Source organism: Bradyrhizobium sp. 14AA, from assembly GCF_054185205.1.
In genome coordinates this window covers 65,673-81,626 of sequence record NZ_JAVAYM010000024.1, presented here as the reverse complement: position 1 = coordinate 81,626, position 15,954 = coordinate 65,673, and the positions used below count along the sequence as shown (strand labels likewise).

11 protein-coding genes are annotated in these 15,954 nt (G+C 66.0%); 2 read left to right on the top strand and 9 right to left on the bottom strand.

All coding sequences use genetic code 11. The annotated features are described in order from the left end of the window. Nucleotide 1: 1 nt before the first annotated feature. Nucleotides 2–2,086 (bottom strand): GumC family protein, encoded by a 2,085-nt coding sequence (locus RAD15_RS33725; protein ID WP_458182878.1) that lies wholly within the window; start codon nucleotides 2,084–2,086, stop codon nucleotides 2–4. 284 nt (nucleotides 2,087–2,370) lie between these two features. On the opposite strand from RAD15_RS33725, the gene RAD15_RS33720 reads away from it, so the two are divergent. Together RAD15_RS33720 and RAD15_RS33715 are read left to right on the top strand one after the other, a co-directional pair. Further along, on the top strand, nucleotides 2,371–3,546 hold the full coding sequence (locus RAD15_RS33720) for a glycosyltransferase family 4 protein (protein ID WP_458182876.1): 1,176 nt from the start codon (nucleotides 2,371–2,373) through the stop codon (nucleotides 3,544–3,546). Nucleotides 3,547–3,603: 57 nt separating this feature from the next. Continuing rightward, nucleotides 3,604–5,139: a glucosamine inositolphosphorylceramide transferase family protein gene (locus RAD15_RS33715; RefSeq protein WP_458182875.1), complete on the top strand. Its 1,536-nt coding sequence runs from the start codon at nucleotides 3,604–3,606 to the stop codon at nucleotides 5,137–5,139. 304 nt (nucleotides 5,140–5,443) lie between these two features. On the opposite strand, the gene mdlC is transcribed toward RAD15_RS33715, so the two are convergent. The 8 genes from mdlC to RAD15_RS33675 form a co-directional block, all read right to left on the bottom strand. Beyond that, nucleotides 5,444–7,051, bottom strand: a complete 1,608-nt coding sequence (gene mdlC / locus RAD15_RS33710) for a benzoylformate decarboxylase (RefSeq protein WP_458182874.1) — start codon at nucleotides 7,049–7,051, stop codon at nucleotides 5,444–5,446. Between the two features lie 34 nt (nucleotides 7,052–7,085). Then, nucleotides 7,086–8,534: an aldehyde dehydrogenase gene (locus RAD15_RS33705; protein WP_458182872.1), complete on the bottom strand. Its 1,449-nt coding sequence runs from the start codon at nucleotides 8,532–8,534 to the stop codon at nucleotides 7,086–7,088. A 39-nt stretch (nucleotides 8,535–8,573) separates the two neighbouring features. Then, on the bottom strand, nucleotides 8,574–9,887 hold the full coding sequence (locus RAD15_RS33700; RefSeq protein WP_458182871.1) for an MFS transporter: 1,314 nt from the start codon (nucleotides 9,885–9,887) through the stop codon (nucleotides 8,574–8,576). A gap of 78 nt (nucleotides 9,888–9,965) precedes the next feature. Continuing rightward, complete coding sequence (locus tag RAD15_RS33695; RefSeq protein WP_458182869.1) at nucleotides 9,966–11,675, bottom strand: FAD-dependent oxidoreductase; 1,710 nt, start codon at nucleotides 11,673–11,675, stop codon at nucleotides 9,966–9,968. Between the two features lie 46 nt (nucleotides 11,676–11,721). Then, entirely contained in the window at nucleotides 11,722–12,189 is a 468-nt protein-coding gene (locus RAD15_RS33690; RefSeq protein WP_458182867.1) for a MarR family winged helix-turn-helix transcriptional regulator, read from the bottom strand. 157 nt (nucleotides 12,190–12,346) lie between these two features. Continuing rightward, on the bottom strand, nucleotides 12,347–13,294 hold the full coding sequence (locus RAD15_RS33685; RefSeq protein WP_458182865.1) for an ABC transporter substrate-binding protein: 948 nt from the start codon (nucleotides 13,292–13,294) through the stop codon (nucleotides 12,347–12,349). Between the two features lie 67 nt (nucleotides 13,295–13,361). Further along, nucleotides 13,362–14,402: an ABC transporter permease subunit gene (locus RAD15_RS33680; protein ID WP_458182864.1), complete on the bottom strand. Its 1,041-nt coding sequence runs from the start codon at nucleotides 14,400–14,402 to the stop codon at nucleotides 13,362–13,364. Continuing rightward, nucleotides 14,395–15,918: a sugar ABC transporter ATP-binding protein gene (locus RAD15_RS33675; RefSeq protein WP_458182862.1), complete on the bottom strand. Its 1,524-nt coding sequence runs from the start codon at nucleotides 15,916–15,918 to the stop codon at nucleotides 14,395–14,397. Before RAD15_RS33675 ends, RAD15_RS33680 begins: the two co-directional genes overlap by 8 nt. Nucleotides 15,919–15,954: the final 36 nt, after the last annotated feature.

Genomic DNA, 15,954 nt, shown 5'->3' with positions numbered 1-15,954 from the left:
ATCAACCAGCCAGCCCCAGCACTTCGCCCCGACGATGCGTCGACGGGCCGGCCGGCACGTGATTGACGACGATGCCGATCGGCACGCCGCCGAAGCGAGAGAGCGCAGCCGTTGCTCTGCGCATTGCGGCTGAATCGATCGCATCTTCACGAGCCACCAGGATCACGAGATCGGCGTGAGCGGCCAGCCCCGCCGCCTCCGGCTGCAAGGCCAGAGAGGTGGCATGGACGACGATCAGATCGAACTCCGAACGAATATCGTCGGCGGGCAACGGCTCGGGCCGCTTGCCGGCACTCAGAAGCGCGTCGACGCTGCGAACGTCCGCCTTGGTCGTGCCCTCCGCCTGTCCTTTGGTCAGTGCCGCCGCGGCACCGCCGAGGTCGGGCTCGACACGGATCAGGACGCTCAGCTTTCCCTTGTTCACCGCCCAACGGTTCAGCGACCGCGCGACGGTGTTGCCCCCGGCCCGCTTGCCGACCGACATCACGAGGGCGACCTTGCCACGAGATCCCGGCAAGTTCTCCAGCCTGTCGAGCAGCGGACGCAAATGAGGACCGAGATCAAGCTCCGTGGTCGCGGATACCGGACCTTGCCAGATGTTTCGGGGGACTTCGCCAGGCACCATGTCGGGAATGCGAGCCCACACGGGCGGACGTGACCACGCCGCGGCCTGGCGCGGAGCCGGTTCGGGCTCGCGGACGTCCGGGGTCGCTTTGTCCGATCCGCGTCCCGTGGCGACGACGACCGCCGTCGATGTCAGCAGCGAGCCGATCGCAAGCACGGCGAGCAGCAGAGGCAGCGGCGGAAGGGTCGAGCGAAGCGGCGGAATGGCGGACGATGCGATCTTGGTCTGAGAACTCTGCAACAGGCGCTGCTCGTTCGTGGTCTTGGACCGCGAGAGGAACTGCTCGTACAGGTTCCTGTTGGCGTCGGCGTCGCGCTGCAACTCCTGGAGCCGCACCAGCGCCTGGCCGTCGACGAGGAGCTGCGATTCAGCCGCCTTCATCTGGTTCTCCAGCGCCTTTTGCTGGTCGCGCTGGGCCTCATATTCCGACTTCGCGGTGTCGACGCCCTTCGTCCGCTCGACCTCGATCTGCCTGTTGAGATCGTTGAGCTGGCTGTACGACATCACGAGGTCGGGATGGCGATCGCCGAACACCGCCCGCTTCTGCGCAATCTGGTCGTTGAGCGCCGAGCGCTGGGCGCGCAGAGCGCTCAGCAGATCCTGCTTGACGGGGCTTTCGACATTTCCCTTCACGTCGCGCTGCGCCTGCTCGTAGCGGGCTTTCGCCTCCTCGGTCCGCGCACGCGCGGCGGCAACTTGCTGCGACAGCTCGGTCACGCGCAATTGCTGGGTGGTGGAATCCTTGCCGGCGTTGACGATCCGGTGCTCGAGCTTGAACGTGGCAACGGCGTCCTCCGACGCCTTCAACCGATCGCTCAACGTCTTGAGTCGGCCACCGAGCCAGTCGGCAGCCTCGTCGGTCGCCTCGGTGCGGATGCGGCTCTGGCTGGCGACGAACGCCTCGGCGATGGCATTGGCATAATGGGCCGCCCGCTCCGGCCGGTTCGAGGTGAAGCGGATCGCGATGACGTAGGTGAGCCCGCGACGGGAAATATCGAGACGGTTGCGGAATCGCTCGAGCAGCCGAGCGGGGTCGGAGTGCCCGCCGGAAATGTCCTCGTCGTCGCGAATCTTGAGCTGCTCGATCAGCGGCTTGAGAAAGCCGTCGGACTTGGCGACTTCAACCAGGCTCTGCAGCGCGGCGCTGTCCTGCCCTATGCCCGGCAGAACGTCCTGCTCCGTGGTTACGCGTTGCTCGCGGGGATCGACGACGACCAGCGCGGTCGCGGCGTATCGAACCGGAATGACCAAGAGAACGACGACGCCGAAGGCGAAGATCACAAGAGCCAGCGTCAGGATGCGGCGAGCGTTGTCGCGAAGGAAGGAGAACGCGCCTACGGCCGTGAGCGCACCGCTAAAGCGTCCGCGCGCCTCATCGTTCGACGCATTTTGAGTCTGCCACGACGCGGAGACACCGGTCGATCCGGAACTGGTCGGGTCTGCGCGGCGACCGAACGTCATGGACTTTACTCGGATTCAACTGGCGAACACTGTTCAGTGGCCTACTCCACCGTAAATATCTATGGTTAATCGGCGGTTACCCGCCCTCCGCGCGACCGTGACCAATTGGTTAACGCGGGCGCTTCAGTCCCTTCGGGAACCTGCGGAATTCTCGCGTGAACGATGTCGTTCCCGCAGGCCGCGCATTAACTCCGTTTGTTGCTAGTCGGTGTCCACCCGATGCCCGCATGGTAGGTACGGGGTTAAGAAGGTGAACATTTGGTTTCTTCAGCGGGTCGGGATCCGTGCTCCATTACCAGCCGAACAAGGAGTTGGGCGAGACGACTGCGACAGCGCTCACACCGCCTGACGGCGGCGGACGGAAGCTGCACGTTCTTCTCGTACAAACCCAGGCCGAAAACGCCGGTGCGCAGGAGATCTCCAGGCTGCTTGGTGCCGGCCTGACCGCGCGCGGCCATCGCGTCACCAATCTGTTCTTCTTCCGCAAGTCGGATTCTTTCGATGAGCCGCCCGATACGCTCTACTGCGCATCGAGCCGGCCGGGACATCCGCTGGCATTGGCGCGAATGCTGTGGACGCTCGGCGGTCATATCAGGGCCACGAGGCCCGACGCCGTTCTGACGTTTCAGCACTTCGGCAACGTCATCGGCGCCGGCGTGGCGCGCCTCGTCTGCCGCGCACCCGTCATCGCCAATCAGGTTTCATCCGCGCTGTCGATGAGCTGGCCCGTCCGCACGGCCGACATCGTCATGGGCAGCCTCGGATTCTTCGACCGCATCACGCTGAACTCGAAGGACATGCAGCGCGAATATTCGCGCTACCCCGCGGCCTACCGGTCGCGCATGGTGCATGTCCCGCACGGCTTCGACGACAAGGCGCTCACTTTGTCGAAAGAAGCCGCACGCCAGAAATTCAACCTGCCGCCAGACCGCGTCCTGCTCGGCTGCGCAGCAAGACTGCATCCGCACAAGCGTCTCGATGCGGCGATCCGCCTGTTGCCGGACGAGCCGTCCTGGCATCTCGCGCTCGCCGGCCAGGGCGCCGACGAGGCCCGGCTGCGACAGTTGGCGGATGACCTGAACGTATCGGACCGGCTGCATCTGCTCGGCGAAATTGCGCCGCGCCAGATGGCGGAGTTTCTCGCCTGCCTGGACGTGTTCGTCTTTCCGACGCAGGCCGAGACCTTCGGTCTGGCTGCGGTCGAAGCTGCGAACGCCGGCGTTCCCTCTGTCGTCACGGATCTTCCCGTGTTGCGTGAGGTGTTGTCCTTCGAAGGAAAGCCAACGGCGCTGTTCGTCGACGCCTCCGATCAGACCCAACTGTCGGCGGCCGTCTCGAGACTTCTCACCAATCAACAACTGAGCGATGAGCTCCGACAAAACGCCAAAGGCCTGAAGCTGCGCTATTCGGTGGATGCCATGGTGGAGGAATACGTTCGAATTCTCGGCCAAGTCACTTAAGCCAGGTCACTTGAGCTAAGTCACTTAACGGGGCGCGCTGGAATAGATGGGCTCGACATGATCATCGAGTTTCGCTGTGAACGTGAGCATGCGCGGCGGTGGATGGGCCGCGAGACGCTGTCGATCGACGGCCGGGATGTGCCGATTCAAATCGCATGGACGGCAACGGCAGAGCCGCGGCCCGCAGGTCTCGACATGCTGTTCGCGCTCGAGCGCGTGGTGCTGCACAAGGGCCGACACAGCGGCGCCGACAGGCTGACGATCATTCCGCAGCCGACGCAGGCTCGCTCAAGCACGGCCGACGTGATTGTCGATTTCACGAGTGGCGCGCGTGATCCTGATAGCTCTGCCCGCCTGTATCTCCGCCCCTTGTTCAATGGCGCGGCGGGCGAGAACGCCGCGCTCGCCGCCATTCTCGCCGGCGACCTGCCGGTGATCGACATCGTCAACGACGTCGACGGTGCAGTCCTCGACCGCGGCCACCCGTCCGGAGAAATCGCCGCCGGCCTGAGCGGCGCACTGGAAACGGTGATGGCGCGGACCTTGACCATGGTGGCGGCGATCCTGTCGGAACGGCCGCGCATCGTGCCGCAGCTGGCGCGTCCCACCCGCGACGGCAACGGCCGGCAGCCGGCGGCCTACGTTGCGCGCAGCCTCGCCATCTCGATCGCCAAGGAGATCTATCGCCTCTGCTGCTATGCCCCGCATTGGCATATCGGATGGCGCTTCAATGACGGCGCGGGCGTCTGGCAGACCGGAGATCTGTCCGGCCCAGGCTGGAACATCCTCCGCGATCCCGGAAACCACTTCTACGCCGATCCCTTTCCCGTCACCTGGCAGGGACGAACATTCGTCTTCTTCGAAGATCTCGATCACCGCGTCGGAAAGGGAATCATTTCGGCGATCGAGTTCGGCGACACGGGCCCGATCGGCGAGGTCGTGCCGGTGCTGGAGGAGCCCTGGCATCTGTCCTACCCGTTCCTGATCGAGGACGATGGCGCGCTGTGGATGATCCCGGAGAGCTCGCTCAACGGCGACGTCGCGCTCTACAAGTGCATTCGGTTTCCGGACAAATGGGAGCGGCACACGACGCTGCTGTCCGGCCTCGAACTCGCCGATGCAACGATCACGCGGCACAACGGCCTGCACTATCTGTTCGGCGCCTGGCGCGACGGAACCGGTGGCTATTCGGACTCGCTCGCGATCTATTACGCCGAGCACCTCCTGGGCCCGTGGTTGCCCCACGCCAGCAACCCGGTCCTGATCGATCGCGCCAGCGCGCGACCCGCCGGGAATTTCGTCACCATCAATGACAAATTGTGGCGCCCGGTGCAGGACTGCGCCGACGGATACGGCGCAGCGCTCGCTCTGGCAGAAATTGTCGAGCTGTCGCCGACGACGTTCAGGCAGATCGTCCGCCACTCCCTGAGCCCCGGACCGCTATGGCCGGGCAGGAAGCTGCACACCCTCAACCGCTGCGGCCGGCTCGAGGTGATCGACGGATCGCGCGTTCAGCCCAAGACGCGTGCCTTCGCGAGGACATTTCCGTCGTCCGTCTTGTCTGCGCGCACCAGTCCCTCGACTGCCTGTTGAAGCGACCGGCGCGGGTGCGGCAAACAAAAATCTGAAAAACAACCCCATGCACAGTAGGACAGCCGCCGACGGACTGGCGGCGGCAGCGCCCTCCAAGTCGAGATCAGGCCTGGCTTAATCGGCCCAGGGGCGCAAGACTTGGGGCTCCCCTCTCGCGCGCGCAAACGGCCCGCTGACATCGCGACCGCATCGTTGACACGTCGGGCAAAACACCGGCAGAATGCCATCATCCCAACCTCCCAACCAAGACTGCCACCGCGCTGCGCACCGCCAGCACTCGACCTCTGCGATCCCCCGCAACCTGCTAGCGCGAATGGCTGAACAAGTCCGCCATCGCGTCGTCGACTGCGATCTCGACCAGCGCGGGACCACGCGAGACCAACGCCTCACCCAGGATGCGGTCGATATCGCCGGCATCGGTGACACGCTGCCCCACGCAACCCATACCCTTGGCAAGCGCGACGAAGTCGAGCCCGGGCAGATCGATTCCGGGCGGGCGGTGCGCCTGCATGAGCTGGCTGAAGGCGCGCATCGCGCCATAGCCGGAATTGTTCATGATGACGAAGGTGATCGGCAGACCGCGCTGCGCGGCGGTCCAGATCGCCTGGACGCAGTACATCGCCGATCCATCGCCGATCAGCGCAACGATGCGGCGCCCGGGCCGCGCCAGCGCCACGCCCACGGAGGCTGGCAGGCTGTAGCCGAGCCCACCGCTCGCCATGGTGTAAAAGCTGTCCGCGCCCGGCCGCGGCAAGAATTGCTGAATGGCGGGACGATGCGACGGCGCCTCCTCGACCACGATCGCATCGGGCGGCATCAGCGCCGAGAGCCGGCTCAGCGCGTAGGCCGGCGGAATTGGGTTCTGCGCCGCAGGCACGGCAGGCAGCGCTCGCGCAGCCGGGACCTCGCGCTTCGCGATCTCGGGCAATGCCGACAGCAGCGCCACGAGCGCCTTGGGGAGCGTGCTGATGATGGTGTCGCCGACGGCCGCGGACGCGGCTTCGGTCGGATCGTCGGTGATCTGCCACACCGGCGTTCCGTCGTCGAGCAATTCGCATTGGCCCTCGACATGGAAGGTGAACACGGGCGCGCCGACCACGACGATCAGATCGGCACCGCGCAAGGCGCGCGCGAGCCCGCCGGGAGCTGCCGGAAGGAAGCCTGCGAAGTGCGGATGCAATTCCGGAAAGCTGGAACGGCTCGACATCGGGCTTGCCCACACGGCCGCCCTCGCTTGTTCGGCGACCGCAACCATCGCCTCGACGCAGCCATTGCGGTCGATGTCGGGCCCGACGACGAAGGTGGGCTTTTTGGCTGCGGCGATGGCCGCACCGAGCCGAACGATCGCCGCCGGATCGGGGGCAAATTCGGTCGCGATGTGGCGCACCGGCGGAGCGACCGCCGGCCGCGCCCAATCATCCGACGGCACCGACACGAAGGTCGGGCCGCGCGGATGCTGCATGGCGACGAGGAAGGCCTGCGCAATCGCCGCGGGCACGTCCTCGGCGCGCGCGGGCTCCGCGCTCCATTTCACGTAGGGTTTGGGAAACTGCGCGGCGTCCTCGGCAAAGAGATAAGGCCGCATCCGCAGCAGGCTGCGCGCCTGCTGCCCCGCCGTCACAACCATAGGCGTCTTGTTGCGAAACGCCGTGAAGAGGTTGCCGAGCGCGTGGCCGAGCCCGGCCGCCGAATGCAGGTTGACGAAGGCCGGCCGGCCCGTCGCCTGCGCATAGCCATCGGCCATGCCGACGACGCAGCCCTCCTGCAAGCCGAGCACGTAGTCGATGTCATCGGGCCAGTCGCCAAGAAACGCGAGCTCCGTCGAGCCCGGATTGCCGAAGACACGGTCAACGCCGAAGGAACGAAGCACACCAAGGGTCGCTTCCCGGACCGTCAGGATTTTTGAGTTCATTGGCAGTTTTCCTTGGATGCTTCGCTTCGCGCCATCAGAACGGATAGTGCTGCGGCTGCGTCTCGATGGTGATCCAGCGCAGGTCGGTGAACTCGGCGATGCCGGCCTGGCCGCCGAAGCGGCCGTAGCCGGATCCCTTCACGCCGCCGAACGGCATCTGCGCCTCGTCATGCACGGTCGGTCCGTTGACGTGACAGATGCCGCTTTCGATACGCTGTGCCACCGTCAGCGCACGGGCGACGTCGCGGCCGAACACGGCAGCCGAAAGGCCGTACTCGGTGTCGTTGGCGAGCCGCACGGCGTCGTCGACGCCGTTCGCGCGGATCACCGAAACGACGGGACCAAAGCTCTCCTCGGTGTAGATGCGCATGCCTGGCACCACGCGGTCGAGCACGGTTGCCGGAACGACCGTGCCGGCGCGCTCGCCGCCTGCTAGCTTGAGGGCGCCCTTGCCGATGGCGTCGTCGATCAGCGCGACGACATGCCTGGCCGGCGCTTCGTCGATCATCGAGCCGACTACGACCGGGCCGGAGCGCGGGTCACCGGCCGGAAGCGCGCTCGCTTTCTTCGCGAGCTTCTCGACAAAGGACGCGGCCGCCGCCTCGTCCACGATCACGCGCTCGGTCGACATGCAGACCTGGCCCTGGTTGATGAAAGCGCCAAACGCCACGGCCGAGACCGCCGCGTCGAGGTCGGCGTCGTCGAGCACCACCAGGGGCGCCTTGCCGCCGAGCTCGAGCAGCACCGGCTTGAGGTGGCGTCCGGCGAGCTCGGCGATGACGCGGCCGACACGGGTCGAGCCGGTGAAGTTGATCCGCCGCACCGCAGGGTTGGCAATGAGGCGTTCGACCAATGCGGGAGCGTCGGCCGGTGCATTGGTCACGACGTTCACGACACCAGGCGGAAAGCCTGCATCCCTGAACACTTCGCCGACCAGCCGGTGCGTTCCCGGGCAGATCTCGGAGGCCTTGAGCACGACCGTGTTGCCGCAGGCGAGCGGCGTCGCCACGGCGCGGACGCCGAGAATGATCGGCGCATTCCACGGCGCGATGCCGAGGCACACGCCGGCCGCCTGGCGGACGGACATCGCGATGCAGCCCGGCTTGTCGGACGGGATCACCTCGCCCGCGATCTGCGTGGTCAGTGACGCCGCCTCGCGCAGCATGCCGGCCGCAAGCTTGACGTTGAAGGCCGACCAGACCTCCGTCGTGCCGATCTCGGCCATCATGATCTCGATGAAAGCGTCGCGCTTGGCATCGAGTGCATCGGCCGCCTTCAGCAGCAGCGCGCGCCTTGCATTCGGACCGAGCGCCGACCATCCCGGCAAAGCTGCGGAGGCCGCGGACACCGCGGCATCGGCATCGGACGCGGTCGCAGCCGCCGCGCGGCTTGCGACCTCCTGCGACAGCGGATTGCGACGTTCGAAGACCTTGCCGGTCGAGGCGGCCTGATCCTGGCCATTGATGAGAAGACTGACGTCCATGAGAACCTCCCTGATGTCTTGCCGATGTCTTGGCCGAGCTCAGCCGAGCAGCCGCGATTTGCTGGTTTCGTGCGCGAAGCCGAGCGCGATCATCGCCCCGAGTGCGAGCGCGACGTAGTATCCGGTGATCGCGTAGGTGGAGCCCGTCTGCGCGAACAGGCTGGTGGCGACGAGCGGCGCGATGCCGCCGCCGAGCACCGTCCCGAACTGCTTACCGATCGACACGCCGGTGAAGCGGATGCGGGTCGGAAACAGCTCCGGGAAATAGCTGCCTTCGGTGCCGAACATCAGCGGATGGATGACGCCCGCGGCGAGGATCACCGCGCCCGTGATCAGAAGCGTGTCACGGCTTGCGACCACGCCGTAGAACGCGAACATCGAGGCCGCCGCAAGCACGACGCCCGCAAGGAACAGGCGCTTGCGTCCGATCCGGTCGGACCAGGCGCCGATCAGCGGCATCGCCACGAGGCCGACGAGATTGGCGAACAGCACGGCTTGCGTGATCACGTCCTTCTGGACGCCAAGCTGACGCGTCGCGAAGGAGATGGTGAAGATGGCGGTCAGGTAAAAATAGGACGTCTGCGCCATCTCGGCGAAGAACACGATCAGGATCGGCCGCCAGTGTCCCTTGATGGCCTCGACGGCCGGCACAGTTTCGGACTCCTTGGCCTCGCGGAACGTCGCGCTCTCCTCGATGCGCAGGCGCATGTAGACGCCGAGCGCGACCAGCACCGCGCTGATCAGGAACGGAATGCGCCAGCCCCACGATAGCAGGTCCGCCTCCGGCAGCCGGGAGATCGCAAGCGCCGCAAACGAGGCGAGCACGACGCCGACGGGGCCTGCGGCCTGGATCACCGCGGCAGACAAGCCGCGCCGGTGGCCGGGCGCGGTCTCGATGGCCATGAGGATCGCCGCGGTGGATTCGCCGCCGAGCGCAAAGCCCTGGAGGAAGCGCAGGGCGACAAGCGCGACGGTCGCGATCACGCCTGCGCTGGCGTAGGTCGGCAACAGTCCGATCGACATGGTCGCAAGGCCCATCATGAGCAGCGTGCACAGCAGGACGGATTTGCGCCCCAGGCGATCGCCGAAATGACCGAACACGAGACCGCCGAGCGGACGCGCCAAAAAGCCGACGGCAAAGGTCGCGAACACCGCGATCGTCGCCGTGAGCTGGTCGAACTTCGGGAAGAACAGCTGGTCGAACACCAGCGGCGCGATCAGGCCGTAGATGAAGAAATCGTACCACTCGATCGCGGTGCCGATGGTGCCAGCGATCAGAATGCGCCGGCGGCTGCTCGCGGTCTGCCCGGCGCCGACATGATCGTCGTAGTCCTCGAATGCTCCAGTCGTCATGTTGTCCTCCTCCGGTGTTGTCGTCGTCTTGTTGTTATTGGCCGTATTGGCGCAGGTTGAAGCAGCGGCGGGATTCGATCAGCTTGCCAGCCGCGCGCTGTCGCTCGCATCGCGCCCGAGCGCGCGGGCAAGCACACCGCCGATCGTTCCGGCCTGCGACGCGGCACCGCGCCAGGCCACGATCTGGTCGGGACGTATCAAGGCGAGGTCGCCGTCATAGAGTTCGCGCAAGGATGCCGGCAGCGTCACGAGCTTCAAATCGATCCCGAGCGTGCGGATGGCGTCAGCGACCGCGCCTTGCGCCGGGGCGACTTCGCCGAACTGGAGCAGCGTCCACTCGAACCCGAACAAATCGTACAAGGACACGCCGTCCTCCAGCCACGCATGCGGTGCACGACCACCGGGACAGGCACTCGGGACGTAGACGTTCGCGGCGTCCGGCGGCGGCTGGGTGCCATCGGAAACGATGATCGGCGAGCCGTCGTAGCGACCGCCGAAGGTGACGCCGGGGATGTTGAATTCGGCACGGGCGTGCTGTTCGAGATAGGCGCCTGCCGTCTGCCGCGCCTCGCGGCCTTCGTCCGTGGCGTCCTCGATGTCAGGCGCGGGCGCGAAGAGACCAAGCGAGTCGGCAAAGCGCCGCGCATAGTCGGTGTTGCGCAGCGCCACCGGACGCCGCTCGACCTCGTAGCTGTCGAGCAGTGAAGTCGGGCTCAGGCCCTTGACGACGCTGGCAAGCTTCCAGCCGAGATTGACCGCATCCTCGATCGCGGTGTTGTAGCCGAGCCCGCCGGTCGGCGTGAACAGATGCGCGGCGTCACCGCCGAGGAACACCCTGCCCCGCTGCATGCCGTTCGCGACCAGCGCGTGGCCTGCGGTCCAGGTCAGGAAGGACAGCACCTCGCATTCGATCTGCGCGCCGCAGGCGCGCTGGAACGCGGCCTTGGCCTCGCTGACCGTGATCGCACTCTCGTCTTCGCTCGGCCGAAGCTGCGTGTGAAACGCGAATTCGTCACGCCCGTTCACCGAGGCCATGAAGGCGCGGCGATCACCGTTGAAGCAATTGTACATCCACGCCTTGGCATGCGGGATGCTCGCGTAGAACTCCGGCGAGCGGAGGTACACGGCCAGCATGCGGCCGCCCATGAAATCGCGTTGCGTCCCGGTCTCACCGCCATAGACGATGCCGAGCGACTGGCGGACTTGCGAGCGCGGCCCATCCGCCCCGACCAGAAAATCGGCCCGGACCTGAAAGCGGCTGCCGTCATCGAGACGTTCGATGTCGCCGACGATGCCGTCGTCGCTTTCGACGTAGCCGACCAGCCGGTGGCCGTAGTTGAGTGTTATGCCGGGGAGCCGTTCGGCATGGGTGCGCAGCACCGCCTCGACATATTTCTGCGAAACCCGGTGCGGCAGCTCCGCCGCGCTCCAGGAGCCCGACATGCCCTTGATCAGTTCGCCCGCGCGCGACGATGACGGCAGTTGAAACCGCGCCAGCTCGTAACCGCTATAGCGGGTGAAATACGCAACGTCGGTCGGGTAGTCGGCGGGCAGCCCTTCGCGCCTGATCTCGTCGGCAAACCCCAGCCGCCGGTAATGCTCCATCGAGCGCGCCTGCGTCGCATTGGCCTGCGGGTTGAAGGCGGTGCCCGGCTTTTCGTCGACCAGGATCGCGGACACGCCGCGCCGGCCGAGCTCGTTGGCCAGCATCAGCCCACAGGGGCCCCCGCCCACGATGAGCACCGAGGCCGTCAGACGTGTTTCCAAGACGCTTCTCCCTACCAGCATTATCTTGCATGGTAAGGTAACCTGACGATATCGTCAAGTAGCCTGACTAATTGACATCCTCGAGCGTGTCGAACCGTTCGCCATAGACCGCCAGTCCCTTCAGGATTGCGTCCATCGCGGTCTTGCCGAGCTCGGCGCGCATCTCCTGCTCGGCGATGTCGACGGCGTCGCGGAACGCATCGAGCCATTTGCGCCCGGCCGGTGTGAACATCACGATGCGCGCGCGCCGGTCGGTCGGATCCGCGATGCGATCGACCAGCCCGAGCTCGGCGCATTGATCGACCAGCTCGCCCATCGCCTGCTTGCTCATGGAGGCGCGGCGGGCGAGCTCGGTGAGCCGCGTCCCCTCGACGTCGAGATTGCGGGTGAGGCTGACATGGGCGATGCGTGTCTCGTTGTGCCCCTTCTCGCTCATCAGTTCGAGCACGCGGCCTTCGAAACGCCGCACGGCGTTGTTGAGCAGGCGGCCGATATTGGCATGCCGCCACGCGGTGCCCGATGTTCTGGCTTTCACGAGATCAGTTTCCGATTCGACGGTCGAGGTTGCGTGAAGCTAGCACAAGAGGCGGCCTCGCGCGCTCGGACAGCAGATCGGCTGTTATGACGCAACGGGCGGCGTGATCAACACGCCGCCCGACGTCCGTGTTTCGAGCGATCCCGGCGACGGGCGCTTACTGCGAGCGATCCGAGGTCCAGCCCTTGTACTCGGCAACGTTGTCCCTGGTCACGAGCTTGGACGGCAGGAGCTCGACGGTCGAGGCCGGCTTCTGGCCGTTGAGAATGCCGACGCCCACCTGCACGGCCCGCCGCGCCATGAAGAACGGGTCCTGCGAGGCCGAGGCCTGAATCTGCGGCGACTGCGGATCCTTCAGCGCGGCCTCGATATCGGGCGCGCCGTCGACCGCGGTGATGACGATGCCGCTGCGGTTCTGCTGGCGCGCCGCAAGGTCGGTGCCGATCGCTTGCGGATCGTTGATGGCGAAGATCGCGTCGATCTTGGGGAAGCGGGTCAGATAGCCTTGCGCAATGGTGAGGCCGCCTTCGCGCGAGCCCTTGCCGTCCTGGTCGTTGGACAACACCTTGATGCCTGCGTTCTTCGAGAAGACGTTCTTGCAGCCGACGACGCGATCGATCACGGCAGAGACCTGCGGCCCGTTCTCGATGATGACATCGCCCTTGCCGCCCAATTTGTCGACGATGTACTGGCAGGAGATTTCACCCGCCTGCACGTTGTTCGTGGTCACGGTGGCATCGGCGCCTTCGGCCGCGGTGTCGACCGCGACGACGACGATGCCCGCCGCCTGCGCCTTCTTGATCGCCGGCCCGATCGCCTTGGGATCGCCGGGGTTGAGCAGGATCAGGTCGACGCCGGCGGCAATGAAATTGTCGATCTGGGTGACCTGCTTGCCGAGATCGTATTCGAAGCCAACTGCGGTGATCTTCACATTTGGATTGGTCTTCTTGGCCTCGAACTCGGCGCCCTTCGACAGCGCGACGAAGAACGGATTGCCCATCGATCCCAGCGAGACGCCGATCGACTTGAGCTCCTTGGCGAAAGATGGCGCGGCGCTTAGGGCAAGCGCCGTCGCGGCGCCGGCGAGCGTGATCGTCTTCAACATTGGCTTCCTCCCTGGTCTGTCTTCATGTCAGGCACGGCAGACCAGTTGCCGCACCGGAAAAAAACCCTCATGTTCTGGCGGAGCCTTGCAGCCGGTAGCGATCGAGCGCGACGGCGCCGATGATCACCAGGCCCTTGATGACATATTGCCAGATGTCGGAGACGCCGACGAGGATCAGGCCGTTCGACAACACGGCGATGATCAGCGCGCCGACCAGCGTGCCCCAGATCGAGCCGATGCCGCCGACAAAGGAGGTGCCGCCGAGGATCACGGCGGTGATCGCGTCGAGCTCGTAGGACTGGCCGAGCTGCAGGCCGTTGGCCGCATAGAGCCGCGCTGCCTGCATGGCGCCGCCGAGCCCGGCGAAAAGTCCGGAGACGCCGTAGACGAAGATCAGCACGGCCCAGACCTTGATGCCGGCAAGCCGTGCCGCGCTTTCATTGCCGCCCACCGCATAGATGTGCACGCCGAGCACGGTCCGGCGCAGCACCAGCCACGAGACGAGGATGACGAGCAAGGCGATCACCGAGAGCCACGGGATCGACGCGACGCCGGGAACCAGCGTCAGCGAGCCGTTACCGATGAAAGCGTAGGGAATGGAAGGATTGAACACGGTGGTGTCAGCGCCGAGCAGCCGCGCGAGGCCCCGCACGGCGGTGAGCGAGCCGAGCGTGACGATGAACGGCGGCAATCGTAGCAGCGCGATCAGCGCGCCGTTGACGATGCCGAAGCCGAGGCCCGTGAGCAGCGCGGCCGGTAGCCACAGCATCCCGAGATCCGGCAGCTTGGAGAGCGTCAGCCCGGCCATCGCGGAGGCCGCCAGGATCGAGCCGACCGAAAGGTCGATGCCGCCGGTGAGGATGACGAAGGTCATGCCCGCGGCGAGCACGGTGTTCACCGCGGCCTGCTGCAACACGATGCCGAGATTTTGTCCGGTGAAGAAGCGGCCCTCGGACAGCATGTGGAAACCGATGCAGAGAATGAGCAGCACCGGCAGCATGCCGAGCGCGCTGATCAGCACCCTCACCCGCTGGCGCTTCGTCTCTGCGGCCGCACCGTTGGTCGTCGTCGGGGCGGGCTTGGCCTCCGAGGCACCATTGTCAGGCATCGAGATGCTCCATCCCCGTGGCAAGTGCCATGATGTCTTCCTGCGTCAGCGGCGAATCCGGGCCGCGCGTGACCTCGCCGGCAATGTGCCCGGCGCGCATCACGATGACACGGTCGCAGATGCCGATGATCTCGGGCAGATCGGATGAGATGACGAGGATCGCGGTGCCGACCTTGGCCAGGTTGTCGATGATCGAATAGATCTCGGACTTGGCGCCGACGTCGACGCCGCGCGTCGGCTCGTCGAGGATCAGGACTTTCGGCGCAATCGCGAGAAGCCGCGACAGCAGCAGCTTCTGCTGGTTGCCGCCGGACAGGCCGCCGGCGGGGGCGCCGACATTGGCGGCGCGGATGCTGAGGCCCGCGAAGGCCCGGTCTGCGCGCTCGCGTGCCTTGTCGCGATCCAGGAACCAGCCGAGCGTCGCATCGCGCCCGAACACGGCGAGATTGATGTTGTCCAGGCATGACATGTCGAGGAACAGGCCGAGGGCCTTCCTGTCCTCCGTGAGATAGGCGATGCCGGCCTCGAGGGCCGCGCCGGGAGTCCGGATGTCGATCGGGCGGCCTTCAAGCTCGAGGCGGCCGGAGGTCTTCGGCGCCGCGCCGATGATGAGATGCGCAAGCTCGGTGCGACCGGCACCGATCAGGCCGGCAAGCCCGACCACCTCGCCCGCATGCACGGTGAGCGAGCAGCCCTTCACGCGATGCCCATCGGCCATGTCGATCGCCGCAAGCACCGGATGTCCGCGTCCCGCGTCTGGATCGTGATCCTTCTTGTAGAAGGAGGAGACGTCGCGCCCGACCATCAGGCGGACGATGGTGTCGGCGCGGATCTCGGGCTTGTCGAGCGAGCCGACCAGCCGTCCGTCCCGCAGCACCGTGACGCGGTCGCCGAGCGCGTAGACCTCGTCCATCCGATGCGAGATGTAGATGATGGCAAGCCCCTCGGCGCGAAGCTGGCGGACCAGCGCGAACAGCCGCGCGCTCTCGCCGGCCGACAACGCCGTGGTCGGCTCGTCCATGATCAGGATCTTCGATCGCGCGTGCAGCGCACGGGCGATCTCGACCAGTTGGCGCTGCCCCATGGACAGATGCGCGACCAGCGTCGACGGCAGGAAGTCTGCGCCGAGCCGCTTCAGGATGGGGCCGACGGCCTCGCGCATGTCGCCGCGCGCCAGCAAGCCTGCCCGCGATATCTCCCTGCCGAGATAGATATTCTCGGCAACGCTGAGATTGGGCGCGAGCGACAGCTCCTGATAGATGATGGAGATCCCCGCCGCGCGGCCGCCGAGCGGACCTTCGATCCGTACCGGTCGTCCATCGATGCGGATCTCGCCGCCGGGATCGGGCCGGTAGGCGCCGGACAGGATCTTCATCAGCGTCGACTTGCCGGCGCCGTTCTCGCCCATCAAGGCATGGATTTCACCGGCATAGACGGTGAGATCGACGCCACGCAGCGCCTTGATGCCGAAGAAGGATTTTGAGACCCCGCGCATCTCGAGGATCGGATCGTTCATCGTGCCTCCCGGCGCACAATGCGTTTCCTACCCGCG

Excerpts from the sequence above, each read along its gene's own strand:
- RAD15_RS33680 (WP_458182864.1), bottom strand. The coding sequence starts at position 14,402 with ATGCCTGACAATGGTGCCTCGGAGGCCAAGCCCGCCCCGACGACGACC.
- RAD15_RS33705 (WP_458182872.1), bottom strand. The coding sequence starts at position 8,534 with ATGGACGTCAGTCTTCTCATCAATGGCCAGGATCAGGCCGCCTCGACC.
- RAD15_RS33725 (WP_458182878.1), bottom strand. The coding sequence starts at position 2,086 with ATGACGTTCGGTCGCCGCGCAGACCCGACCAGTTCCGGATCGACCGGT.
- RAD15_RS33695 (WP_458182869.1), bottom strand. The coding sequence starts at position 11,675 with ATGCTGGTAGGGAGAAGCGTCTTGGAAACACGTCTGACGGCCTCGGTG.
- mdlC (WP_458182874.1), bottom strand. The coding sequence starts at position 7,051 with ATGAACTCAAAAATCCTGACGGTCCGGGAAGCGACCCTTGGTGTGCTT.
- RAD15_RS33700 (WP_458182871.1), bottom strand. The coding sequence starts at position 9,887 with ATGACGACTGGAGCATTCGAGGACTACGACGATCATGTCGGCGCCGGG.
- RAD15_RS33685 (WP_458182865.1), bottom strand. The coding sequence starts at position 13,294 with ATGTTGAAGACGATCACGCTCGCCGGCGCCGCGACGGCGCTTGCCCTA.
- RAD15_RS33715 (WP_458182875.1), top strand. The coding sequence starts at position 3,604 with ATGATCATCGAGTTTCGCTGTGAACGTGAGCATGCGCGGCGGTGGATG.
- RAD15_RS33675 (WP_458182862.1), bottom strand. The coding sequence starts at position 15,918 with ATGAACGATCCGATCCTCGAGATGCGCGGGGTCTCAAAATCCTTCTTC.